This is a genomic window from Nocardiopsis sp. iso_25, from assembly GCF_056173305.1.
The window spans coordinates 3,753,352-3,777,047 of sequence record NZ_CM149667.1 but is presented as its reverse complement, the minus strand read 5'-3'; the positions used below and the strand labels follow the sequence as shown (position 1 = coordinate 3,777,047).

General features: G+C 73.6%; 21 protein-coding genes. 11 read left to right on the top strand and 10 right to left on the bottom strand.

From position 1 onward, the window contains the following. Positions 1-169 precede the first annotated feature (169 nt). Complete coding sequence (locus AC0VX6_RS16405) at positions 170-1,099, top strand: LysR family transcriptional regulator (RefSeq protein WP_274973570.1); 930 nt, start codon at positions 170-172, stop codon at positions 1,097-1,099. A gap of 94 nt (positions 1,100-1,193) precedes the next feature. On the opposite strand, the gene AC0VX6_RS16400 is transcribed toward AC0VX6_RS16405, so the two are convergent. Continuing rightward, positions 1,194-2,096, bottom strand: coding sequence for a LysR family transcriptional regulator (locus AC0VX6_RS16400; protein WP_212643996.1), 903 nt, complete (start codon positions 2,094-2,096; stop codon positions 1,194-1,196). 92 nt (positions 2,097-2,188) lie between these two features. Between AC0VX6_RS16400 and AC0VX6_RS16395 the strand changes: the two genes are divergently transcribed. Continuing rightward, on the top strand, positions 2,189-3,175 hold the full coding sequence (locus tag AC0VX6_RS16395; protein WP_475465036.1) for an EamA family transporter: 987 nt from the start codon (positions 2,189-2,191) through the stop codon (positions 3,173-3,175). Between the two features lie 10 nt (positions 3,176-3,185). On the opposite strand, the gene AC0VX6_RS16390 is transcribed toward AC0VX6_RS16395, so the two are convergent. Both AC0VX6_RS16390 and AC0VX6_RS16385 read right to left on the bottom strand, forming a co-directional pair. Continuing rightward, entirely contained in the window at positions 3,186-3,506 is a 321-nt protein-coding gene (locus tag AC0VX6_RS16390) for a transcriptional regulator (RefSeq protein WP_475465035.1), read from the bottom strand. Beyond that, complete coding sequence (locus AC0VX6_RS16385; protein ID WP_475465033.1) at positions 3,506-3,928, bottom strand: hypothetical protein; 423 nt, start codon at positions 3,926-3,928, stop codon at positions 3,506-3,508. Before AC0VX6_RS16385 ends, AC0VX6_RS16390 begins: the two co-directional genes overlap by 1 nt. Positions 3,929-4,117: 189 nt before the next feature. Here AC0VX6_RS16385 and AC0VX6_RS16380 point away from each other — a divergent pair, with 189 nt between their 5' ends. From AC0VX6_RS16380 to AC0VX6_RS16365, 4 genes are all read left to right on the top strand, one after another. Next, the gene (locus AC0VX6_RS16380; protein ID WP_274973566.1) at positions 4,118-5,920 is read left to right on the top strand and encodes a hypothetical protein; all 1,803 of its coding nucleotides are present in this window, start codon (positions 4,118-4,120) and stop codon (positions 5,918-5,920) included. A 71-nt stretch (positions 5,921-5,991) separates the two neighbouring features. Continuing rightward, positions 5,992-6,702: an alpha-ketoglutarate-dependent dioxygenase AlkB family protein gene (locus tag AC0VX6_RS16375; RefSeq protein WP_475465032.1), complete on the top strand. Its 711-nt coding sequence runs from the start codon at positions 5,992-5,994 to the stop codon at positions 6,700-6,702. Between the two features lie 130 nt (positions 6,703-6,832). Next, on the top strand, positions 6,833-8,005 hold the full coding sequence (locus AC0VX6_RS16370) for a magnesium and cobalt transport protein CorA (protein WP_274973564.1): 1,173 nt from the start codon (positions 6,833-6,835) through the stop codon (positions 8,003-8,005). A 22-nt stretch (positions 8,006-8,027) separates the two neighbouring features. Continuing rightward, positions 8,028-9,047: a methyltransferase gene (locus tag AC0VX6_RS16365; RefSeq protein ID WP_274973563.1), complete on the top strand. Its 1,020-nt coding sequence runs from the start codon at positions 8,028-8,030 to the stop codon at positions 9,045-9,047. Between the two features lie 13 nt (positions 9,048-9,060). Here AC0VX6_RS16365 and AC0VX6_RS16360 read toward each other — a convergent pair whose 3' ends face one another. Beyond that, the gene (locus AC0VX6_RS16360) at positions 9,061-9,828 is read right to left on the bottom strand and encodes a DUF1266 domain-containing protein (RefSeq protein WP_475465030.1); all 768 of its coding nucleotides are present in this window, start codon (positions 9,826-9,828) and stop codon (positions 9,061-9,063) included. A gap of 14 nt (positions 9,829-9,842) precedes the next feature. Next, complete coding sequence (locus tag AC0VX6_RS16355; RefSeq protein WP_475465029.1) at positions 9,843-11,417, bottom strand: hypothetical protein; 1,575 nt, start codon at positions 11,415-11,417, stop codon at positions 9,843-9,845. A 254-nt stretch (positions 11,418-11,671) separates the two neighbouring features. Here AC0VX6_RS16355 and AC0VX6_RS16350 point away from each other — a divergent pair, with 254 nt between their 5' ends. Further along, the gene (locus AC0VX6_RS16350) at positions 11,672-13,078 is read left to right on the top strand and encodes a GH1 family beta-glucosidase (protein WP_274973560.1); all 1,407 of its coding nucleotides are present in this window, start codon (positions 11,672-11,674) and stop codon (positions 13,076-13,078) included. Between the two features lie 268 nt (positions 13,079-13,346). After that, positions 13,347-13,925: a TetR/AcrR family transcriptional regulator gene (locus tag AC0VX6_RS16345; RefSeq protein WP_368045839.1), complete on the top strand. Its 579-nt coding sequence runs from the start codon at positions 13,347-13,349 to the stop codon at positions 13,923-13,925. 24 nt (positions 13,926-13,949) lie between these two features. On the opposite strand, the gene AC0VX6_RS16340 is transcribed toward AC0VX6_RS16345, so the two are convergent. From AC0VX6_RS16340 to AC0VX6_RS16330, 3 genes are all read right to left on the bottom strand, one after another. After that, positions 13,950-14,123, bottom strand: coding sequence for a hypothetical protein (locus AC0VX6_RS16340; RefSeq protein WP_017566809.1), 174 nt, complete (start codon positions 14,121-14,123; stop codon positions 13,950-13,952). Between the two features lie 354 nt (positions 14,124-14,477). Then, entirely contained in the window at positions 14,478-16,289 is a 1,812-nt protein-coding gene (locus tag AC0VX6_RS16335) for a hypothetical protein (protein ID WP_274973558.1), read from the bottom strand. 180 nt (positions 16,290-16,469) lie between these two features. Continuing rightward, complete coding sequence (locus AC0VX6_RS16330; protein WP_302475360.1) at positions 16,470-17,279, bottom strand: SDR family NAD(P)-dependent oxidoreductase; 810 nt, start codon at positions 17,277-17,279, stop codon at positions 16,470-16,472. A 116-nt stretch (positions 17,280-17,395) separates the two neighbouring features. Here AC0VX6_RS16330 and AC0VX6_RS16325 point away from each other — a divergent pair, with 116 nt between their 5' ends. After that, positions 17,396-18,253, top strand: a complete 858-nt coding sequence (locus tag AC0VX6_RS16325; protein WP_475465028.1) for a helix-turn-helix domain-containing protein — start codon at positions 17,396-17,398, stop codon at positions 18,251-18,253. Between the two features lie 1,379 nt (positions 18,254-19,632). Here the strand turns inward: AC0VX6_RS16325 and AC0VX6_RS16320 are convergent. Beyond that, entirely contained in the window at positions 19,633-20,406 is a 774-nt protein-coding gene (locus tag AC0VX6_RS16320) for a nucleotidyltransferase domain-containing protein (protein ID WP_274973555.1), read from the bottom strand. A 240-nt stretch (positions 20,407-20,646) separates the two neighbouring features. Here AC0VX6_RS16320 and AC0VX6_RS16315 point away from each other — a divergent pair, with 240 nt between their 5' ends. Together AC0VX6_RS16315 and AC0VX6_RS16310 are read left to right on the top strand one after the other, a co-directional pair. Beyond that, complete coding sequence (locus AC0VX6_RS16315) at positions 20,647-21,459, top strand: SAM-dependent methyltransferase (protein WP_475465026.1); 813 nt, start codon at positions 20,647-20,649, stop codon at positions 21,457-21,459. Between the two features lie 98 nt (positions 21,460-21,557). Next, the gene (locus tag AC0VX6_RS16310; RefSeq protein WP_274973553.1) at positions 21,558-22,358 is read left to right on the top strand and encodes an SAM-dependent methyltransferase; all 801 of its coding nucleotides are present in this window, start codon (positions 21,558-21,560) and stop codon (positions 22,356-22,358) included. 164 nt (positions 22,359-22,522) lie between these two features. Here the strand turns inward: AC0VX6_RS16310 and AC0VX6_RS16305 are convergent, their stop codons facing one another. After that, entirely contained in the window at positions 22,523-23,572 is a 1,050-nt protein-coding gene (locus AC0VX6_RS16305) for a hypothetical protein (RefSeq protein ID WP_475465024.1), read from the bottom strand. Between the last annotated feature and the right edge of the window lie 124 nt (positions 23,573-23,696).

The window sequence follows — 23,696 nt, the reverse complement described above, 5'->3', positions numbered from 1 at the left end:
CGCGCCCGACACGGAGAAAGAGGTGTCGGAGATTGTCGAAAGAGAAGAAGCTCAGTTTTTTCTTTGGTTGTGGAGCCCGCTGACAATGTGCAGGGAATCACGCCCCTAACCTGCGCAACGTGTACGAAACCACCCTGAAATCTGTACGCGCTGCCATAAGTTGGAAATCATGATCGACGTTCGGCGGCTACAGCTCCTCCAGGCACTGGACCGCCACCACACGGTGGCGGCGACCGCGGAGGCGCTCAACGTCACCCCGTCGGCGGTCTCCCAGCAGCTCGCCGCCCTGGCCAAGGAGGCCGGGGTCCCCCTCGTCGAACGCAACGGCCGCCGCTTCCTGCTCACCGGCGCCGCCCGGGTCCTGCTCAAGCGCGCGCACGTCATCTTCGCGGAGATGGAGCGCGCCACCGCCGACCTGGCCGAGTACGCCGAGGGCGACCGCGGCGTCGTCCGGATCGGCGCCTTCTCCACCGGGATCAGCGACCTCATCGCCCCGGCCCTGGCGCGCCTGCGCACGAGCCACCCGGACTGGTCCTTCCAGGTCGTCCAGGCCGAACCCGAGCACAGCGCCGAGATGGTGCGCTCGGGCCGCCTGGACATGGCCCTGACCATGTCCACCGGCCACATGCCCGCCAGCGGCGACCCGGACTTTCGCGTCGACCCGGTCATGGTCGAACTGTTCGACGCGATCCTGCCCTACCAGCACCCGCTGGCCGCCCGCACCAGCCTCCACCTGGCCGAGGACCTCGCCGACGAGGACTGGATCCTGTCCGCGCCCGGCACCGCCTGGCACGAGTGCGTGTCCGGCGCCGCCCACCAGGTGGGCTTCCAGCCCCGCGTGGCGCACACCGTGGACGACTTCAGCGCCGTGTTCTCCCTGGTGCAGGCGGGACTGGGCGTCGCCCTGATGCCGCGCCTGGCCTGGACCGGACTGAGCACGCCGAGGATCGTCGTGCGGGGGGTGCGCGAGAGCGCCCGGCGGCACATCGTCGCCCTCTCCCGCGCGGGAGCCTCGCCCGAACCCCTGCTCACCGCCATGCGCGAGGCCGCCAGCAAGGTCCCCGTGCCGTCGGTGGGGCCCTTCGCCATCGCGGGTTGAGCACCGCCCCGCCCGGCCGCCCGGCCGCCCGCTCCGCTCGGCCACCCGTCCCGTCCGGGCGCCGCGCTCCCTCCGGGCCCGCCCGGCCCCCGACCTACCCGGCCAGCACGCCCGCGGCCGACTCGCGCAGGTACTCCGCCACCAGGCGGATGGGCTTCCACGCCCATCCGCCGGTGCGGCCCGCCAGGTGGACGCGGCGGACCCCGCCCAGCTCGCCCAGGGGCGCGTGCGCCACCCCGCGCCGGGTCACCGCCGACAGGCGCGGCACCACGCCCACCCCCAGGCCCTCCGCCGCCAGCTGCTCGAACAGCTCCAGGTTGTCGATCCGGTGGACGACGCGCGGCGTGAACCCGGCCTCGGCGCACATGCGCTGCACCAGCGCCTCCTCGTCGCGCCGGTAGGGGCTGACGATCCACGCCGCGTCCGCCAGCTCCCGCAGCCGCCGCCGGGTCAGGGTGCGGCTGTCGGCACCCTCCGAGGGCTGGGCGAGCAGCAGGTCCTCGCTCCCGACCGGGTGCACCGTCAGCGTCCCCGGAAAATCCCGGGGAAGCAGGCTGTACTGGTACACCACCCCCAGGTCCGCCCGCCCGTCCTGGAGCAGCTCCAGCGCGTGCTCGGACTCGTGCTCGGTCAGGTGGACGTCGATCCCGGGGTGGTCGCGCCGCAGACGGCGCAGCGCGGGCAGCACCAGGGGCGCCGCCGTGGTGTACATCACCAGGTCGACGCGGCCGACCGGCTCGCCCTCGCCGTCGAACTCCGCCCGCGCCGCCTCCACCCGCGCCAGGATGCCCACCGCGTGCTCGGCCAGCCGACGACCGGCCGGGGTCAGGCGCACCCGCCGCCCGTCCGGCGCGATCAGCGGCACGCCCGCCTCCCGCTCCAGGACGGCGAAGTGCTTGGAGACCGCCGACGTGCTCATGCCCGTGACCTCGGACACCGCGGCCATCGTGCCGAGCCGTTCCAGTTCGACCAGCAGGCGCAACCGGGTGAAGTCCATCCGCGGAGACTACCCGACCGTCCACCGGAACTACACGGTCCGTCAACCAATGGTCCGTGGACAGAAACGAACCGCGTCGGTGCAATGGTCGGGTGATCCGCTCTCTCGCTCCCTCGCTCCGCCGTGCCCGCTTCGGGGTCCCGGCGCCCCTCATGCTGCTCATCGGCATGTTCACCCTGCACACCGGCAGCGCGCTGGCCGTCACGGCCTTCGCCCAGGCCAGCCCCGCCACCGTCACCTGGCTCCGGCTGAGCTGGGCCGCGCTCCTGCTGCTGGCCCTGGGCGGCCGCTCCCTGTGGCGGGCGGTGCGCGCGGCGTCGCGGCGCGAACTGGGCGCCGTGGTGATCCTGGGCACAGCGAGCGCGGGGATGATGCTGTTCTACTCCGAGGCCACGGCGCGGATCGAACTCGGCACCGCCACCTCCATCGAGTTCCTCGGCACCCTCGTGGTGGCCGTGGCCGCCATGCGCCGACGCCGCGAACTCGTGTGGATCCTCGCCGCGGTCGCGGGCGTGCTCTGCCTGACCCGCCCCTGGCAGGGCGAACTCGACCTGGTCGGGGTCGGTTTCGCCCTGGCCGGTGCGGTGTGCGTGGTGGGCTACATCGTGCTGACCCAGCGGGTGGGCGCCGGTTTCGGCGCCGTGCACGGCCTGGCCCTGACCATGACGGTGGGCGCGGTGGTCAGCGCGCCGCTGGGCGCCCCCGGCCTGGTCGCCGACTTCGACCTCGACCTGGTGCTGTTCACCCTGCTCATCGCGCTGCTGTTCCCGATGGTGCCCTTCCTGCTGGAGATGGTGGCCCTCCAGCGGATGAGCCGCACCGCCTACAGCACCTTCTCCAGCCTGGAACCGGCGGTCGCCCTGGTGATGGGCCTGCTGGTCATCGGCCAGGCGCCCGCCCTGATCCAGGTCGTCGGCATGGTGCTGGTGGTGGTCGCGGGCGCCGGGGCGGCACGGGGCGACGGCTCCCGGAGGCCCGCCGTGCCCGACCGGGCGGCGGCCACCGCCGCCGACCCGCACCGGTCCGACGGGGAGGCCCTGCCCGAGGAGGCCGGAGCGGTGTCGGGCCGGGCGGTCTGAGGAGACGGGGTCACTCGGCCTCGGGGACGTGGACGTGGGCTCCCGAGGCGATCTCGCGCAGAGCCCGGACGTGCTGGTCGAAGGCGGCCCGCCCCTCACCGGTCAGGGACAGGGACGTGCGGGTGCGCCGCCCCACCGCGGTCTTGTGCACCTTCACGTAGCCCGCGTTCTCCAACACCGTGACCTGCTTGGACAGGACCGAGTCGGAGACCTCGACGGTGTCGCGCACGAAGCGGAACTCCGCGAGGTTCACGGCGGCCAGCGCCGCCACGACCGAGAAGCGGACGGGGGAGTGGATCACCTCGTCCAGCCTGCTGCGTGGGTGCTCCATCAGGCACTCCTGCTCCGGCGCGCCGCCAGCCACCCTGCCACCAGCGGCGGGACGGTGCCCAGGGCGGCTCCGGAGACCCACCACACGGGGTCTCCGGGGAAGAAGCGGTTGCCGACGAACAGCGTCACACCGTAGACCGTCGCCCAGCCGAACATCGCCAGCGCGTGCAACATCCCGAACCGTCGTGGGGTGACCGGCTGGCGGAACGCGAAGATCAGTAGAGCCGTCAGGAACACAAAGAATCCCGCCGTGGTCGTGAAGATCGTGACCGGGGAGGGGAACAAGCCGATTACCACGGTCAAGGTGAAGGTCGCCGCCCCGAAAAGGGCCGCGAACACCATGTACCACCCGCCCCGCGAGCGCGCCCGCGTCCCCACCGTCTCCGCCCGCTCCAGCGCGTCCAGCGCCTCGTTCCTGCGCATGCCGTTCTCCGTTCGCTCAACCTGTTGCCAGCATGACACTCACTTTCCAACTTGGCAAGTGATTGCCTCACCGGAAGGCAGGACTGGGACGCATGCGCAAGCCCCGTCCCACAAGCGACATCCGTCACCCGCGCCACTTCGCCGCACCGGTACGGAGCGTCTCCGGAATGCACTAGCTTGGTGCGAACCATGGCCGCGAAATCTGATCTCGAACTCCTCCGCGCCTACGAACCGGTGCTCATGTGCACCAAGGGGGAGCTCTTCTTCCCCACCGACGTGGACGCCTACGTACGCAACTGCAGCCTGTGGATCGAGGAGCCGGGCGGCGGCGAACGCCGCCTCGTCCCGGCCGGGGAACTCACCCTCGACCGCCTCGGCCGGGCCGAGGCGGAGTGGCCCGGACGCCACAAGCACCTGCGCTTCGTCCAGGAGGAGACCCTGCGCGAGGAGGCCCGCCGCTACAAGGGCGTGGCCCGCACCGTCATCCCCAAGAGCGGCCGCCTGGCCGCCGTCGGCGTCCTGGGCCGGGTCCTGGACATCCTGATGAAGCTCTCCCTGCTCATCCGCGGTGCCGTCCCCGGCGGTCTCACCTTCGCCGCGGTGACCCGCTACCGCGAGCGCGTCGACAACGGCGGCGTCACCTACTACGGCCGCGTCACCCGCGAGGGCGGCTACACCATCCTCCAGTACTGGTTCTTCTACGCGATGAACGACTGGCGGACCATCTACGGCGGCGTCAACGACCACGAGGCCGACTGGGAGCGCGTCACCGTCTACGTCGTGGACAACCCCGACGGCACCACCCGCCCCGTCTGGGTGGGCGCCTCCTCGCACGAGTACCACGGCGACGACCTGCGCCGCTGCTGGGACGACCCCGACCTGCACCGGGACGGCTACCACCCCATCGTCTACGTCGGCGCGGGATCGCACTCCCACCAGATGCTGCCCGGCGACTACCTCATCCAGGTCGACCCCTCCTTCCTGCGCGGCCCCATGCGCGCCTGGCGGTGGATCACCCACCGCATCTTCCGCGCCGACAGCGTCCTGAACCGGCACGGCATCGGCGTCCCCTTCGTCGACTACGCCCGCGGCGACGGCATGCGCCTGGGCCCCGGCGGCGACCGCGAGTGGTCGGCCGTCCTCATCGACGACGACACCCCCTGGCTGACGGGGTTCCGCGGCCTGTGGGGACGCGACACCGGCGACTTCTTCGACGGCGAGCGCGCCCCCAGCGGCCCGCGCTACGAACGCGACGGCACCATCCGCCGCTCCTGGGCCGACCCGCTGGCGTGGGTGGGCCTGCAGAAGGTCGCCCCCACCGAAACCGCCGCCCGCGCCGAGCTGCGCGCCCACGTGCGCGCCCTGGACGAGCGGCTGCGCACCCTGGACGCCGACGTCATCAGCCGCCGCGACCGCCTGCGCCAGCTCCACTCGGCCCGCATCGTCCTGGAGCGCGAGGCCCACTCGCGGCCCCGCGCCCGCGAGTACGCCGAACGCATCGCCGCCCTGGAGATGGAGCTGGGCGAGGTCTACGAGACCCGCGTGCTGACCGCCGACGAGCGCGACACCCACCTGCGGGCCCTGGACGCGGACACCCCCCTGGTGCCCTCGCCCACCGGGCACCTCAAGGCCCCGCACCTGCCCTACTCCTCGGGGACGCAGCGCTCCACCCGCTTCCTGCACCTGTGGGTGGCCCTGAGCACCCCGCTCCTGCTGATCTCGCTCGCGCTGCCCATGTTCGTCCTGAACGGGCAGTACACCTTCTACGCGATGATCGGCGTGGTCGTGGTCTTCGCCGCGGTCGACTCCGTGGCCCGCCGCAAGTTCGTCCAGTACCTCATCGGGCTGGCGGTCATCGCGGTGGTCGTCGGACTCGTCGTGGGGGTCGTGGCCGCGTTCGTGGTCAACTGGCGCATCGCCATCACCGTCCCCGTCGCAGTGATCGTGGTGCTGCTGCTCGTGGTCAACGTCCGCGAACTCCTGCGCCGCTGACTACTCTGCCCGCCCCGCCCCGCCCCGCCCCGCGCTGGCGCCCACCGCCCGCGCGGGGCAGCATGGGACCCATGAGCGACGCGCTGTTCGACCGCCCGCCCGCGCAGGTGGCGCCCGGCGCCGTGCACGTGCCCGGATGGCTGGACCCCGAGGAGCAGGCCGACCTGGTCCGGCGCTGCCGCAGCTGGGCGCGCGGGCCCGCCGGGATGCGCCGCCACGCCATGCCGCGCGGCGGGGTGATGAGCGTGCGGATGGTCAGTCTGGGCTGGCACTGGTCGCCGGGGCCCAACCCCCACGCCGAGCGGCGGGGCTCCGGGCACTCCCGGCACCGGCAGGCCTACTCCTACGCGCGGCTCCTGCCCGACGGCACACCCGTCCAGCCCTTCCCCGACCTGCTCGGCGACCTGGCCGCGCGGGCCGTGGAGGCCGCCTACGGCGCCCCGCCCGGCCCGGACGCCGACTCCTACGACGTCGCCCTCGTCAACTTCTACGACGCCGACGCGCGTATGGGCATGCACCAGGACCGCGACGAACTCTCCGGCGAGCCCGTGGTCTCCCTCAGCCTCGGCGACACCTGCGTCTTCCGCTTCGGCAACACCGAGACCCGCAACCGCCCCCACACCGACGTCGAACTGCGCAGCGGGGACCTGTTCGTCTTCGGCGGCCCCTCCCGCATGGCCTACCACGGGGTCCCCCGCACTCGGCCCGGCACCGCGCCGCCCGGCCTGGGCCTGGACGGGCGGCTCAACATCACGGTCCGCGCCTCGGGGCTGCGCGGCTGAGGCCCCCGCCCGGGTCCGACCCGACTGCCCCGCCCGGTTCGGGGCAGTCCCTCCTGAGAGCGCTCGCCCGTCGGTCCGGTGCCGACGGGACAGCGCGCCGTCCGACCACGCACGGGAGGGGAGACCACGGATGAGCGACTCCGCGCCGGAACGCATCATGGACCTGGGCCGCAGGAGGGCCGCGCTGCCCGAGCGCGGCTCGCCCGGCCCGGTCCGCGCCGTCCTCTACCGCGACGGGCGCCGCGAGCGCGAGACCGACACCGTCGCCGAGGCGCGCGGCGCCGCCGAGCGCGACCCCGGCCTCATGGCCTGGATCAGCATGACCGCCCCCCACCGCGACCAGCTCACCGAGGTCGCCCGCCTCTTCGGCCTGCCCTCCCTGGCCCTGGAGGACGCCATCGTCGCCCACCAGCGCCCCAAGGCCGAGGTCTACCGGGGCGTGCTCTTCCTCGTGCTGCGCCCGGCCCGCTACGACACCGTGCGCGAGTCGGTCGAGGTGGACGAGATCCACCTCTTCGCCGGACGGGACTTCGTGGTCACCATCGGCCACACCGAGCACGTGGACTTCGAGAGCGTCCGCGACTTCCTGGAGGCCGAGCCCCGCGTCCTGGCACACGGCACCCTGGCCGTGGTGCACGCCGTCCTGGACCTGGTCGTGGACGGTTACGCACCCGTCGTCTCCGAACTCCAGGACGACATCGACGAGGTGGAGAACCAGGTCTTCGGCGGCGACTCCCGGGCCTCGCGGCGCACCTACCGCCTCGCCCGCGAGGTCATCCTGCTCTCCCGCGCCGTCGAACCCCTCGGAACCGTCCTGGACAGGCTCATGGGGCCGCTGGCCCACGACCCCGAACGCCCCGGTCCACCGGACCCGCGGCCGTTCGCCGACGCCCTCGTCGAACCGGAGGGGACCCGCCCCCCGGCGCGCCGCCAGGGCTTCGCCTCGGCCGACCCCTTCCGCATCCCCGCCGAACGGCGCGGCGAACTGCACCACCGCCTGCGCGACGTCGCCGACCACGTCGCCGCCGTGCGCGAGCGCGTGGACGGCTTCCGCCAGCTGCTGCAGAACATCATGTCGGTCAACAGCGCCCTCATCGACCAGGCGCAGAACGAGGCCATGAAGAAGGTCTCCTCCTGGGGCGGCATCCTGGTCGTGCCCACCCTCATCTCCTCCGTCTACGGCATGAACATCTCCCCGGGCGGCGACTACCACTGGGCGTTCAGCTGGCCGCTGTCTTTGGCCCTCATGGCGCTGACGAGCCTGAGCCTCTACCTTGTCTTCCGTCGCAACGGTTGGCTCTGAGGGCCTGTTGACGGAGGTGGGGATGACGGGGGACGGATCCGCCGAGCGCGAGGTGCTGCGGCTCATGACCGGGCCGTGGGTGGCCCGGGCGGTGGCCACCGCGGTCGAACTGGGCGTGCTCGACCGCCTCGCCGGGGGCGCCGCCGACGCCGCGGCCCTGGCCGCCGGACTGGACCTGCGCCCAGACCGCCTGGAACGCCTGCTGCGCCTGCTCGCGGCCGTGGGGGTCGTGGAGCACCGCGACGGACGCTACCGGCCCACGCAGGTCGGGGCCGCCCTGCACCGGGACCACCCCTCGGGCATGGCCGACCTGGCGCTGCTCTACGACAGCGACATGTTCACCGCCGCGTGGGCGCGCCTGGGCGAGAGCGTGCGCACCGGCGGCACCGCCTTCGAGGCCGCCCACGGCACCGACGTGTTCACCCACCTGGAGCGCCACCCCGCCGACGCGGCGCGCTACACGGCCGGGATGGCCGCGAGCGGCCGCTTCTCCACCGCCGTCCCCGACGTCCACGACTTCACCGGTGCCCGCACGGTGGTCGACCTCGGGGGAGGGGACGGCGAACTCCTGGCCACCGTCCTGGCCCGGGCGCCGCACGCCCGCGGGGTGCTGGTGGAGCGCCCGCCCGCGCTGGCCGCCGCCCGCGCCCGCCTCGGCGCGTACGTCGAGGCGGGGCGGTGCGAGCTGGTGGAGGGCGACTTCCTGCGGGGCGTGCCCCGGGGCGCCGACGCCTACCTGCTCAGCCGGGTCCTGCACAACTGGTCCGACCAGGACGTCCGCACCGTGCTGCGCCACTGCCGCGAGGCGATGGCCCCCGACGGGCTGGTGCTCATCGCCGAGCGCGTCCTGCCCGACGAGGGCGCCGCCTGGCTCACGGCAGTCCTTGACGCGCACATGATGGTGATGACCACCGGGGCCGAGCGCACCGAGCGCGAGTACGAGGCGCTGCTGCGCTCGGCCGGGCTGACCACCCGGGGAATCCGCGACCTGCCGCTGGAGATGCGCCTGCTCGTGGCCGAACCGGTGCGCGGCGGGGCCTGACCCGCACCGCCCCTCACATGCGCCAGGGCAGGTTCAGCCACGGGCTCCGCGGGTCCTCGGCCAGCACCGCGTGCGCCCGCGCCGAGTCGGTGTAGTACGGGCCGAACGCGCCCTCGTCGAAGGCCATCGCCCGCCCCAGCACGAACCCGGCGGACATCTCCTGCCACGACCCGTGGTAGCGCATGGACTGCGCGCCCGCCCGCAGGATGTGCGCGTGCGCCGCGCGCTCGTCGGCGTACCCGGCTTTGACGCCCCACCGCGCGAGGTTGACCGCCCGCCCGAAGTCGTAGGCGCGCGCCGTGCGCACCGGTGTGCCCGGGGGCAGCACCCCGTCCCGCACCATGCGCTCCTCGTACTCCCAGACCTGCGCGGCCGCCGTCACGAGCTCCTCGTACAGACCGGGGGCGGCGCCCTGCTCCCGGCACCAGCGCACGATCAGATCCGGCCAGATCCCCGCGTCGAAGGGCCACCTGGGGGCCTGCGCCATGGTCCGGGCGCGCAGGTCCAGCACGATCGACAGCGCCGTCGCGGGGCGCGCGTCGTCGGTCAGCAGGCGCAGCGTCCGGTCCCAGCCCGCGTGGTCGGTGACGCCCCAGGAGTCGCGGAGCTTGTCCCGCTCGTCCTGGGCGTCGCAGCACGAGCACGAGGAGTGCACCGCGTTCCACACCCCGCCGTTGGCCGTGGGCATGTGCGCGCCGGAGGCCAGCGCGTGCGCCATCGGGCCCTGGAAGAAGCCCTGCGGGTCGCTGCGGAGCTTGATCCGCGCGGAGAACAGTCCCATGTCCCCTGGTGTCCTCACTCTTCTCCGGTGCTGAGCAGGCGGTCGATCCGTCCCGCCTCGTTCCTGGCCGTGACGGCGTGCTCCTCGGAGGCCAGCAGCGACTCGCGCCACCTCTCGGCGGCCTCGGCGACCTGGACGTCCAGCCGCCGCACGGTCGCCTCGGCGGTGTCGCGGGCCTCGGTGCGCCTGGAGTGGTCGACCACCAGCGCGACCCCGGCACCCGCAGCGGCGGCCACGCACAGGAACCAGACCAGGCCGCTGCCCGACGTCAGCCCCAGCAGCGCCAGCAGGCCCGCCGTGGCGAGGAGGCCCCACGCGTAGGTCCGGGCGGAGCCGGTGTCGTGCCAGCGCCCGCGCAGCTGGGTGCGGGCGCGCTCCAGCTCCCGGGGTTCGGCACCGTGCGAGGAGACCGTCACCCGCACGCCCTGCGCCTGGAGGGTCGTGGAGTCCTCCACCGGCGCGGCGGCCTCGCGCACCAGCTCCTCGGCGAGCCCGGCCACGGTCGGGCGCTGCAGGGCCAGGGCGAAGGTGCGGCGGTGGGGCGGCGCGTCCTGGCGGACCAGGTCGTCGCCGAGCAGGGCGGCGACGGTGCCCACGGGGTCGGTCCACCGCTGCGGCAGCCCGCCCTCGCCGCTGCTCTCGATGACCGCGCGCAGTTCGCGGGCGCGGGTCAGCAGCGGGGCCTCCTCGGGGCTGCCCTCCTCCACGAGCAGGCGCAGGGTGTCGTTGAGGAACGCGGCGCTGACCTCGTCGGGGGCGAGCGCGGAGGGGGAGGCGTCCTCCCCGTCGAGCGCGACGACGCGGGCGACGCCCTCGCGCAGCGCGGTGATGCGCCGCGCGGCCCCGGCGCGCCCGGCCAGACCGCCGGACCCCTTCCTCCCCGGGGCCGGGGAGGGGGAGGCGCCGGAGGCGTCCGCCGCCAGTGCGGACAGGCCCGCGGAGGCCGGGACGCCGGTCCCCGCCTCGGACCAGGCGCTCAGCGTGGACAGCAGCAGGTGCTGCCGGGCGTCGTCGCCGAAGGAGCCGTCGGCGGTGAGCAGCCACAGGGCGCGCTGGCCCCGGGTCACCTCCTCGCCGGGGGAGGGCAGACGCGGGAGCAGCCCGGCGGTCGCGGCGGCGTCCATGGCGCGGGCGTGGTCCGAGCTGGTCAGGGCGGTGGCCAGCGCCGCGAAGTGGCCCGCGCGCTCCGCATCGCGCCGGGCGGCCTCGTCGAAGCGGAGGCGGGCGGCGGCGGTGTCGCCCTCCAGCAGCGCGTGCAGGCCGAGGGCGGCCGGGACCAGCCAGTAGCCGGGGACGTCCTCCAGGTCCAGGCCGGGGAGGGGCACGCCGTCCAGCATCTGGAGGGTGCGGTGGCGGGCCAGGGCGGCTCCGTCGAACATGGCCAGGACGGCGCGCACGTCGCTGAGTTCGATGAAGGCGTCCAGGGAGGCCGAGACGCGGTCCAGCCTCTGTTCGAGGGTGCCCCGGACGCGGGACAGCTCCGAGCGCATCCTGCGGCGTTCGGCGGCCATCTGGTGGTGGGCCGAACCCAGACTCTCCTCCAGTTCCCGGATCTTCCGGTTCTGGGAGTAGTCGATCCAGTCGCTCATGGGGTCCTTTCTCGCGCAGGGGGGCCGGGGCCGACGGGGGAAGGGGGCGCGCCGTGCAGTGCGACGATACGGGAGGCCGCCCGGTCCGCGTGACGCCGCTGCGCCGCCGACCGGGCCGAGGCGGGCGGAGGCGGCGGGCGGAGGTAGCGCACCGGCGTTTCGCGTGCTCAGGGTGTTTGTTCGACTACTTAAGGATGATTGGTGTCAGGGGTCGCCTTCTGTACGATTGGGAGCGCTCCCGCGAAAGGAACACCATGGAAGACCCCAGACTGCCCGCCAGCCTCCTCTTCGGCACCGCCACCGCCGCCTACCAGATCGAGGGCGGCGTCCACGAGGGCGGACGGGGCCCCTCCATCTGGGACACCTACTGCCGGACGCCGGGGCGCGTCGCCCGCGGCGAGAGCGGTGACGTCGCCTGCGACCACTACCACCGCTACGGCGAGGACGTCGCCCTGCTCGCCGACCTGGGCGTCGACCTGTACCGCTTCTCCGTGGCCTGGCCGCGCGTCCAGCCCACGGGCAAGGGCCGCCCCAACCCGGAGGGGCTGGCCTTCTACGACCGGCTGGTGGACACCGTCCTGGGCGCGGGGATCGAACCCGCCCTGACCCTCTACCACTGGGACCTGCCCCAGGCGCTGGAGGACGAGGGCGGCTGGCGGGTCCGCGACACCGCCTACCGCTTCGCCGAGTACTCCCGCATCGTCGCCGACCGCCTCGGCGACCGGGTCAACCGGTGGATCACCCTCAACGAACCCTTCTGCTCGGCCTTCGTCGGCCACGCCGTCGGCCGCCACGCGCCCGGAACCCGCGAGGGCACGCCCGCCCTGGCCGCCGCGCACCACCTGCTGCTCGCCCACGGCATGGCCACCGGCGAACTGCGCGCGGCCGCCGCCGGGGAGGTCGGCATCACCCTCAACCCGGACCACTTCCTGCCCGCCACCGACTCCGAGGCCGACCGCGCCGCCGTGGAGCGGGCCCGCACCCTGCACAACCGCGTGTGGTTCGACCCCATCTTCGCCGGGGCCTACCCCGACAACGAGGACGAGGTCTGGGAGGGCATGGCCGACGGCTCCTACCGGGCCGAGGGCGACCTGCGCATCATCGGACAGCCGCTGGACTTCGTGGGCGTCAACTTCTACCGGCCCATCATGCTGCGCGACGCCCCCCACAGCGAGGCCGACCCGGCCGCGCGCACCGCCGTGGACATCCGCACCGAGCAGGTGCAGGTCGAGGGGGTGCGGCACACCACCATGGGCTGGCCGGTGGTCCCGTCCACCTTCGCCGACCTGCTCATCGACCTCAACCGGCGCTACCCGAACCTGCCGCCCATCTTCATCACCGAGAACGGCTCGGCCGAGGACGACCAGCCCGACGAGACCGGCCGGGTCCGCGACACCGACCGCATCGAGTACCTGCGCGACCACCTGGACGCCCTGGCCACGGCCATCGACGCGGGGGTGGACGTGCGCGGCTACTTCGTGTGGTCGCTGCTGGACAACTTCGAGTGGGCCTACGGCTACGACCGCCGCTTCGGGCTGGTCCGCGTGGACTACGACCGCCTGGAGCGCCACCCCAAGGACAGCTACCACTGGTACCGCGACTTCCTGACCTCGCACCGCGCCCGCAGGGTCCAGGAACTCGCCACCAGGTGGGAGGGCTAGCCGCCCTCCGGAACCCCCGCGCGGGGGCGGGCCCGTCCCCCGGGGTGAGCCCGCCCCCGCCCGACCCGCCCGCGCGGGGCGGCACCGTGCGAGACCACGTGTCCGACCTCCCCAACGCCGTGTTGGAGAAAGCCCGCCCGGTCCGGCAAGCTGGGGGAGGTCCGGTCGACGAGGGCTGTGGGGACGGATGGCGGAGCAGGGGTCGGGCACGGCGGCGCCGGAGGAGGCGGAGCGGAGCACGAGCGGCAGCCCGCGCGTCGCGCGGCGCATGCTCCAGTTGCAGAACAGCCTGGTCGAGCTGCTGCGCGCCAAGCCCTTCAGCCAGATCACCTACAAGGAGATCACCGAGGGCGTGGACATCGACCGCTCCACCGTCTACCGGTACTACAACCACAAGAACCAGGTGCTCCGGGCCGCCGTGGACGTGCGGCTGACCGCGTTCGCCTCCCGGCTCGACCTCACCTTCGGCCGCATGGAGACCATCGACGGCTACATGGGCCGCGCCGTGGACGCCTGGATGGGGCTGTGGCTGGAGTCGGGCGGGCTGCTCGCCGCCGCCACGGGCCTGGGCTCCGAGCCCGGGCCGCAGCGCGACTGGTGGCGTCGGCGCACCGAACCGTGGGTGGAGGCCGTGCGCGAGGCGCTGGAGATCGCCCGCCTCGTGGAGGAGCTGCCCCAGGACGGCCGCCCCGCCCGCCCGCTCGCCGAGATGGTGGTGGGCCTGTGCCTGTCCACGTTCAACAACGAGCTGACCGCGGCGCACACCGAGGAGCACCGCGCGATGGTACGGGACCTGCTCCTGGACGCGGTGCTGCGCACCATGGGCCGCACGCGGGCCGACCGGTAGCGGGGCTCGGGCCGGGGCCCGGCCTCAGGCGTGCTGTCGGGCGATGGCGCCGAACGCCCCCACGACCGCGCCGAGCGCGAACATCGACGCCTCGTCCTCGTCCATGTGCACCAGGCCCGCGGGCACGAGCACACGGTAGGGCTTGGCCTCTCCCGGCAGGATCTCCAGGCCGTCGATGATCCCCTGTCCCTCCAGCATCAGAAGGGCTTCCTCGACCCTTCCGGTACGGTCACCACGGGACCAGATCGACATAGGTCACACCTCACTACGGCCGGGGCCGGGCAGTCCACTGTTCCCAGGGCCGGAAAACCCGGCCCTGTCGCGCTTCGGTAGTCGGCTCCGGTCTGCGCGGGGGAGTCCAGACCAGTGATACCACCGGGCGGCCCGGGGTATTCCGGCGCACGCTCACACCCGTGCTGGCCGGAACCGGCCACCGCCGCGCGGCGTCCGATCCCACGGCTCCGGGCGGCGTTCGGACCCCCAGGCCCCGGGCGGCTGCCGGGCCGGCCGGCCGGGCGCGGCCGGCCCGGACATCCCCTGGCCCCGGCCGGTTCAGCGGGCGAGCACGGTCATCTCCTCCCCGCGCGCGTCCACGGCGACGAGCCCGACCTCCTCGGCGGGCGGCTCCCCGCCCTCGGGCCCCTCCACGGCGAGGGCCTCGCCGCCCTCCGCGCTGCCGCTGGCGGCGCCCCGCACGCTGATCCGGTCCGCCTCCCGGGAGGCCGCCGCCAGGTAGTGCCACCGCTCGTCCCCGTCCTGCCACCAGGTGCCCGCCGCCACCTGCCGGTCGAGGTTGCTGCACTCCCAGCCGCCCTCGCGCTCGCCCGCGACCACGGTGTCGGTGCCCGCGTCGGTGTCGGCCACCAGCAGGGTGCGGGCCAGGCCGCCGCCGTCGTGGGCCCCGTAGCGCACGCACACCCACCGGCCGGTGCCGCCGCCGGGCAGCTCCTGGCGGGCGAACTCCCAGGCCGTGGCCGTGCGGACCGGTTCGGCGGGAGGCTCCCCGGCGCAGGCCGCCAGCCCCCACAGTCCGAAGCCGCTGTCGGCGTCCAGCACCTCGTGCGGGCCCAGGCGGCGGATCTCACCGGGAGGGGGCGGCATGTACCCCAGGTGGGCGGTGTCCTGACCGCCCAGGTCGATCGCGGTGTAGGGCTGCCCGTGCGCCACCTCCGGCGCGCGCAGGCGCAGCGCCGGTCCCACACCGCACCGCTCGTCGCTCGGCACGGGCCCGGTCACGCCGTCCCCGTGCGCCAGGTCCGTCCAGTCCGGCTCCTGCCCGCCCAGCGGGGCGTAGGCGGCCTCGGTCACCCACGGCGGCAGCAGGTAGCGGGTGCCCTCAGCGGTGTCGGCCAAGCGCAGGGCGGGCCAGTTGGCCACGCCGTTGCCGGGTTCGTCGAACACCTCCACCCGCTCCCGCGATCCGTCGTCGGTGTAGCGCGCCACCCACGGGGCGTCGTGCAGGAGCACCACCTCCTGCCCGTCCACGTCGCCCGCGAACACCAGACGGGGCGCGCGCGGCGCCGGGACCGCGGAGTCGCCCGCGGCCCGCGCCGCGACCCCCGCCGTCCGGCCCCGCACCGGGCCCGCGTCGGCGCCGCCCTCGGCGCTGTGCGCCGACCACGCGCGCAGGGCCCGCTGGACGAGCTGTTCGTCGCCGACCGCGTCGCCCCGCGGGTGCCAGGCGGTCAGGTCCAGCCGGAAGCGTTCGCGCCAGACCTGCCCGTCGGGGGCGTCGGCCAGGGCCACCGGCGCCGGGCCCGGGGACAGCACGGGCGCGACCGTCCTGGCGGTGCCCAGGGACAGCGCGACCAGGGCCAGCCCGGCCAGGACCGCGACGGCGGCCAGCGCGCGCCGCTCCAGGAGCGGGCCCCGGCCGCTGACCCGGACCACCGTGGGGTCGGGGAGCCGGTGTTCGCCCCCCGCCTCCAGGGCCCGCGCCACGGCACCGGACGCGTCACGCACGCCGACCGAGGAGAGCAGGGCGGCGGCCTCCTCGGCGGACAGGCCCTCCACCCGCAGCAGCCCGTAGGCCGCCCGTTCCCGCGTGTCCAGGCCCTCCAGTCCCTCCAGGAGGCGGGCCTCGCCGCCCGAGCCGTCCACCGGGGACAGGTGCAGCCCCGCCGCGCCGCCTCTGAGGTGCCATCGGCGCGGGCGCAGGGAGCGGCGCAGCACCCGGCGGCGCACCCGCGGGTAGGCCTGGGGGCGCGGGCGGCGCCGCCCGCGCGGCAGGGCTCCGGTGACCAGCCGGTGCGCGTGTTCGAGCAGGCCGTGCGGGGGACGGCTGCCGGACAGGGTCAGGAAGGAGAGAAGGACGAGGTTGCGGTACGGGTGGCGGGGCGGCTCGGACTCGGGCAGGGCGGGCATCGGGACTCCTCGGGACGGTTCCGAGCGAGCCTAGGGAGGCCTGGACCGCCGCACCCGGGAAACGCCGAAAGCCGCCACCTATGCCCCAAAAGTCCCGTGTGACAGGCGTTGCCCCTGTCATCGGCGGGTCGTGCCCGTACGGCCGAGAGCACGCGGCACTGACGGACCAGCCCTGTGGACTCACCACGGGAGGTCCGCCCCCTTCCACGTCGTGAAGGTGCCGGAGGGTCCCTCAGGCCCGAGCCGGGCAACACGCACGATCTCACGAGCGGCGTCCTCGACCGACTCCATGCCCTCGAAGTTGACCAGCGAGGTGTTCGCGAACCCCGGCGAAACGAGGTTGACCTTGACACCGGAGTCCCGGAGTTCGGTCATCATCGCCACCGTCACGGCGTTGAGCGCCGCCTTCGACGCCGCGTAGACCGGCTCGAAGAGCGAGTGGTAGGGGAGAGCCGGGTCGGTGACGCTCGTCAGAGAACCGAGCGCGCTCGTGACGTTGACGATGCGTGCGTCCGCTGACAGGCGAAGCAGCGGGAGCACGGCCTGGTACACCGCCACGGGCCCGAAGACGTTCACCTCCCAGACAGCCCGCACCTCCTCCAGCGGGACCGTGCTCGCCGCCGCCAGGGAGCGCAGTTCGGCCATGTCGACACCCGGTCGAGTGGTGGAGACGGCGGCGTTGTTGACGAGGAGGTCGAGCCGACCGGCCTCCTCGCGGAGCCGCTGGGCCGCCGAGGCGATCGACTCCGGATCCGTCACGTCGAGTTGGAGCGGGGTCGCGCCGGCTCCGATCTCGGCGGCGGCAGCCTTGCCGCGGGCGGCGTCGCGGGATCCGACGAACACGGTCACCCCGTCGGCGGTCAGCTCCTTCGCGACCTGCTTGCCCATACCTTGGTTGGCTCCGGTAACCAGAGCGATTCGATCCGAGGACACGAGGACCTCCCTTGTTCGGGTCGGACATACGGGCCGAGCGCCGGTACCTGTCGGCATGCGTCGCGCTCCCCGGCGACGATCCGTCATCGCCGCCGACCCCGGGTAGGCCGTCTCCATCCTGGGAGTGACAGGACCAGGCAGTCTCCCCGTACGGTCGGATACGATCCGGGGTGATGACAGGACGCGGAGCCGACAGCCAGAATCCGTTGGGCGGGTACCTGCGTGCCCGACGGGAGCTGGTGGCCCCCCGGACGGTCGGCCTTCCCGAGGACTCCCGCCGCCGTGTCCCCGGGCTGCGCCGCGAGGAGGTCGCCCTGCTCGCGGGCATCAGCTCCGACTACTACCTGCGGCTGGAGCAGGGGCGTAACCGCAACCCCTCGGCCCAGGTGCTCGGGTCGATCGCGCGGGTGCTGCAACTGGACGAACCCTCCACCCAGTACCTGCTCGGACTGGGCACCGCCCCGCGGCCCTCGCGTCGTGAACCCCGTCGGGGGGAGACCCTCGCTCCTCGGGTCCTCGACCTTCTGCGCACGGTCGACGCACCGGCGTTCGTCGCCGGGCGTTACGCGGACGTGCTCGCGAGCAACCCTCTGGCACGCGCGCTCTCCCCGGAGCTGAGGCCGGGCGTGAACCTGCTGCGCACGGCCTTCCTCAACACGGACGATCACCTGTACCTCGACCGGCAGGAGATGGTCGCGATGTTCCGCGGGCGCGTGGGAACGGATCTGCGCGATCCGCGAGTCGCACAACTGGTGGAGGAGCTGTCCCTGGCGAGTGAGGCCTTCCGGCGGGCCTGGGCACGTCACGATGTCCGTCCACCCCGCGGCGGCCTCATCCGCGTCGACCATCCCCGGGTCGGCGCCATGGACCTGAACGTGTCCAAACTCGCCGTCGACGGCACCGACGAGCAAATGCTCGTCATCTACCACCCCGACCGCGCGCATCCGGAGAGCGCGGACCGTCTCAGGCGCCTCGCCTCCCCGGCGGGTCGGACGACGCCTGCCTCACAGGCGCAGGTCGGAGACCGCTGAAGGTCGGATCGGACTTCCCCCTGACCGCGTGCCGACAGTGGAACGGCGATCGTCTCCGGGGCCGACACCGGCCGCACCCGGGCCCGATGTCCACCGTTTTCCGTCCTTTGTGCCGGGAATACCCGCTCCCCGGACCTCTCCGGTCCGCGGCCTTTCCACAGTCGGGGTATTGCGCGGCCGGGGGTCGCCGCGAAAGGGGGAGCGGGGGAGGCGCCGTCCTTTCGGCCATGCCCTCACACGGATGCCGCCGACCGGCCCTGAACCTTCTTGGGACCGTGGTCCGCGCGGGGGAAGGATGCCTACGCCTGTGCACCGGGGTGCCGTTGGGGTTGTCTGCCGGGGGCATGCCGTTGGATGCTGGCGGCACCCACCGGACCGGCGCGGCTGGTCGGGGGGAGCGTGTCGGAGACGGAGCCGACGTTCGCGCTCCAGGGAACCCCGTGGCGGCCTCAGGGCCGTACCCGGGCGCCCCGGGTCCCCGCCAGCCGCGCCAACGAGCCCCGACCTTCCCCTGCGAACCCGAACGGACCACGGCCGACCGGGCCGCGTGCACACCTGCCAGGCGGCCCGGGTCGGCCCCAGGTCCGCGGTGCGTCCGCACGGCGCGAACCCGGGGCCGGTGGGGACTCCCGGGTTTCGGCAACTACGAATCTACATAATAAAGGTAGGGCTTTATCGTATTGTCACTAAGGGGGGACAAGCAGTGACAACGCAAATGAAAACAGTCTTCGGTCTAAGGAAGCAGGAACCGGAAGAAGGCGGCGGGAATCGGGCGCCCTCCGTCTCGCGCGCCTACGGCGCGGCCTCGCTTCGGGGAACCGAACACCGCACGAATTTCCCGGACCGCTGGTTCCCCTTCCCCCCGAGTCCGTAAAATGGATCCGTGCGGGTGCGCCCGTACCGCCGGTGCGGGGCAGCGTGGACGGATGCCCCGCACCGGTCATCAGGATCCGGTCGGGGTTCGGCGTGCCGTGGTCCGGTGGTCGGCCGACGTGGCGGAACAGGCGGCTGCGGGGGGACGGTCTGACGGGTGCGGCCGTGGGGACGCACCCGTCACCGAGCCGGGTCGTGCTGCCCTAGCGGGTCTTGATCACGGCCGCGATGAGCCCGGTGGCGAGCATCATCGTCAGGCCCACGATCATGAGGACGAAGGCGATGGTTCCGACCATGGTGTTTCCTTAGTGTTCGTCGTTCCCGGGCGCGGTGCGCGGCGTCCGCCGTGCGGGTGGCGCCCGGAGGAGCCGGGAGCGGCGCCTACCTCTTCGGGGGTTCACCCTATCCCGGTCCCGCGCTGGTCCTGCGTCGGGTGGCCGCTGTGACCAGCGTGGTCGTGGCCACGGTCGCGGCGGCGGCGCGTGGAGGAGGGGTCGCGGGGCGGGTCAGCGTCGGGCCCAGGCCCGTTGGTAGGTGCTGACCAGCCAGCGGTCGGCCCAGGCGTGGTCGGGTTCGGCGGGCAGGTCGCAGGTCCGGCACAGCCCGGCCAGGCGCTCTTCGAGTTCGCGTGCCCGGTCCAGGGCGTCGGCGCGGCTGTGCTCGCCGCGGCGCAGTGCGAGCAGCCAGGTGCGTTCGGGTTCGGGCATGGGCAGGGTGATGCGGCCGGTCTCCATCAGTTCCACGCCCTGCACGCCCAGGCGGACCATGTGGTAGGCGAACTTGGTGTCGAAGCCGTGTCGTTCGACGAGTTCGGGGCGGTTGGTGTGTTTGCCGCCGCGGGTTCCCTCCATGCGGTCGCGTTGGGCGCGCAGGTAGCCCAGGAAGCGTTCGCCCGCCCGGCGGGAGAGGAAGCGTGCGGCGTTGGCGCGCAGGTCGTGTCCGGTGGGGGTGATGGCGACGATCTGGTTCGGGGGGACGAAGAGGGGGAGCAGGACGGTGGGGTTGCCGTCCAGGGCCAGGCGGGTCCACTTGCGCAGGGAGTAGACGGTCAGGTCCAGGTCGCCGGGGCCGGAGCGGGTGTGTTCGGGGCGGGTGTGGTGGATGTACTGCTCGAAGGGGCGCAGGCCGATGACGTGTTCGGGGGGTTCGACGCAGACGCCCATCTCGTCGCGGTCGGCCTGGCCGGGCAGGGCGAGGCCGTGGGCCTCGGAACCCACCTGGCACCGCAGGACGGTTCCCTCGTGTGCGATCCGCGCGAACTCGGGGCTGGAGTGCTTCACCCGCGGCTCCCTTCTGCCGGGTGTGGGGTGCTGGGTGCGCTGGTCGGGGCGCTGCCGGGCACGGTATCGGCCGCGGGGCCGGGGGCACGAGTGTTTTTCGGTGGTGTGGGGGGGTGGGCGGGCCGGTGTTCCGGTGGCCGGGGGGACACTCCCCGGGGAGCTTGCCGGTGGGCTCCGAGAGCCCTTTACTTGTCCGGGTACGCCCCTTTTCTCCCCAGAACGAGCGTAGAAGGCAGGCCCGTGCCCCCTGAGAACCCTGAGGTTTCCGCCCCCCGGATCGACACCTCCGTCCCCCACAACGCCCGGATCTGGAACTACTGGCTGGGCGGCAAGGACAACTACCCGGTGGACCGGGAGATGGGCGAGCAGATCCGCTCCTTCTTCCCCGAGATCGTGGACAACGCGGTCGCCGACCGGGGCTTCCTCGTGCGCGCCGTGACCCACCTGGCGCGCGAGGAGGGCGTCCGGCAGTTCCTGGACATCGGCACCGGTCTGCCCACCCACAACAACACCCACGAGGTCGCGCAGTCGGTGGTGCCCGAGTCCAGGGTGGTCTACGTCGACAACGACCCCCTGGTGCTCACCCACGCCCGCGCCCTTCTCACCGGCAGCGGCCGGGGGGCCACCGACTACGTCGACGCCGACCTGCGCGACCCCGGGGCCATCCTGCGGGAGGCCTCCCGCACCCTGGACCTGGAGCGGCCGGTGGCGCTGATGCTGCTGGGCGTGGTCAACTTCGTCGCCGACGACGCCGAGGTCCGCGCGATCATGGACCGGCTCCTGGAGGCGCTGGCCCCGGGCAGCTTCCTGGTCCTGTCCCACCCCACCGACGACATCGACCGCGAACGCGCCCACCAGGTGGCTGCGGCCTGGAACGAGCGCGGCACCCCCAAGCTGACCATCCGCACGGCCGAGCAGATCAGCGCGCTCTTCGACGGGCTGGAACTGCTGGAGCCGGGCGTGGTCTCCTGCTCCCTGTGGCGTCCGGCCCCCGCCGAGGTGGGCGGGGCGCGCCCGGTGGCCGAGTACTGCGGCGTGGCCCGCAAGGCCTGATGCCCGCGGGGGCGGGCCGCGGCCGCGCGTCCGTGACCGAGGACGGGGCCCGGACGACTCCGGGCCCGGCAAGTGACGAGCAGTGAAAGCAGAGACCGATGAGCGTTGAGCGACCGGTGATCGACACGACGGTGCCGCACTCGGCACGGGTGTGGAACTACTGGCTGGGCGGCAAGGACAACTACCCCGTCGACCGTGAGGCGGGCGACCAGTTCCTGGAGGCCTTCCCCGGCATCGCGCGGATGGCGCGCGCCTCGCGGGCCTTCCAGGAGCGGGCCGTGCGCCACCTGGCGGGCGAGGTGGGCATCCGCCAGTTCCTGGACGTGGGCACCGGTCTGCCCACGGCCAACAACACCCACGAGGTGGCGCAGGCGGTGGCGCCCGAGTCCAGGGTGGTCTACATCGACAACGACCCGCTGGTGCTCACCCACGCGCGGGCGCTGCTGACCAGCACCCCCGAGGGGCGCACGCAGTACCTGCACGCCGACCTGTACGAGCCAGAGGCGATCCTGGAGCAGGCGTCGGAGCTGCTGGACCTGGACCAGCCGGTGTCGTTGATGCTGCTGGGGATCCTGGGGCACGTGCAGGAGTACGAGGAGGCCGTCTCCATCGTGCGGCGCCTGCTGGCGGGCCTGCCCCCGGGCAGCTACCTGACGGTGAGCGAGGGCAGCAACGTCCACAGCCAGGAGAACGTGACGGCCCAGGACGAGTACAACGAGAGCGGCGCGGTGCCCTACAACCCGCGCAGCCCCGAGCAGATCGGCGGCTACCTGGAGGGCCTGGAACTGGTCGAGCCGGGCCTGGTCTCGGTCACGCGCTGGCGTCCTCAGGTGCGGGGGCAGGGCGTGGGGCTTCCGGCCGAGGTCGACCAGTACGGCGGTGTCGGCCGCAAGGTCTGACCCCGCCGGGAGGGGCCCCGGCGCCCGCCCGTGGGCAGGGCGCGGGGGCGCCGCGCCGGGGCGGTGCCGCCGGGGCGGCCGTGGTCCCCGCGCGGTGCGCGCCCCGCCGCGGTCGGCCGGTGGCCACAGTCCCCGCCGCGCCGGGGCGCGGTCCCCGCGGTGCCTCAGTCGGCGCGGGCGATGGCGATGGTCGCCCCGAGCCGGTGCCCGGCCTCGTAGAACATGTACTGCACGCCCCCGTCGGAGCCGAAGGAGGGCGCCGCGCTGCGGCCCGAGTCCGGCGGTCCGGCCATGGGGGTGTGCACCGTGCCCAGGTGGCGGCGCAGGCCGAAGTCGCGCCCCACCTCGGTCAGGCGGATGTCGCCCAGGTCGGTGTGGTAGGCGACGTAGGTGCTGTCGCCGCGTTCGACCACGTGCGGGCCCGACAGGTTCGACACCCCCACGTCGGCGTGGTCCACGAGCGGGTCGGGGTCGAAGTCGAAGGTGATCCCGTCCGCCGACCACCCCCATCCGATGGAGCGGTGGTCGCTGCTGTCGTTGCGCATGAAGACCATGACGTAGCGCGCGCCCCGGTCGGGCAGGCGGTACTCGAAGACGCGCGCGTAGGAGGCCTCGGTGGTGCCCGGCACCATGGCCGTGGTCAGCACCTCGCCCTCGTAGGCGAAGTCGATGCCGTCGCGTGAGCGGGCCAGCCGCGTGGTGGTGTTCTCCCCGTGGAAGTACAGCCACATCTCGCGGTGTTCGGAGTTCCACATCACGTGCGGTGAGGAGACGTGGCTGACGTCGTAGTGGGGGTCCCACACGTTGGCCACGACGGGGTTGTGCGGGTACTCGGTGAAGGGCCCGTCGGGGCTGTCGGCGTAGGCCAGGCAGATGCCGCCGGGCCTCTCGTGCGGTGCGTAGTAGAGCAGGAAGCGGCCGGGCGCGTCGGCCAGGCGGCCAACGGTTCCGCGCAGGCACGGGAAGATCAGCTCCCCGGTCGGGTTGTAGCCGAGTTCGGCGGTGTCGAGCGCCTCGCGCAGGAACCGGTAGGCGGGCAGGACGCCTGCCGCCGCGGCGCCGTTGGCGGTGGTGGCCGGGGCGGCGGTCGCGGACGCGGGCGTCAGCAGTCCCGGGGCCAGGAGGGCGCCCGCCGCGGCGGCTCCGGCGCCCCGCAGGACCGTGCGGCGGCCGGGGGCGGCGGGGGAGCGGCGGGGGTGCGCGTCGTCGGACATGACGGTTCCCTTCCGGAGCGGGTCGGGGGGAGGCTCCGAGGCCCAGAGTCTTCACCAGCGATGATGCGCCGGTCAAGGTTCTAATACGTATTAACGAAAGATCCTGCCTGCGGGTGGAAATCCG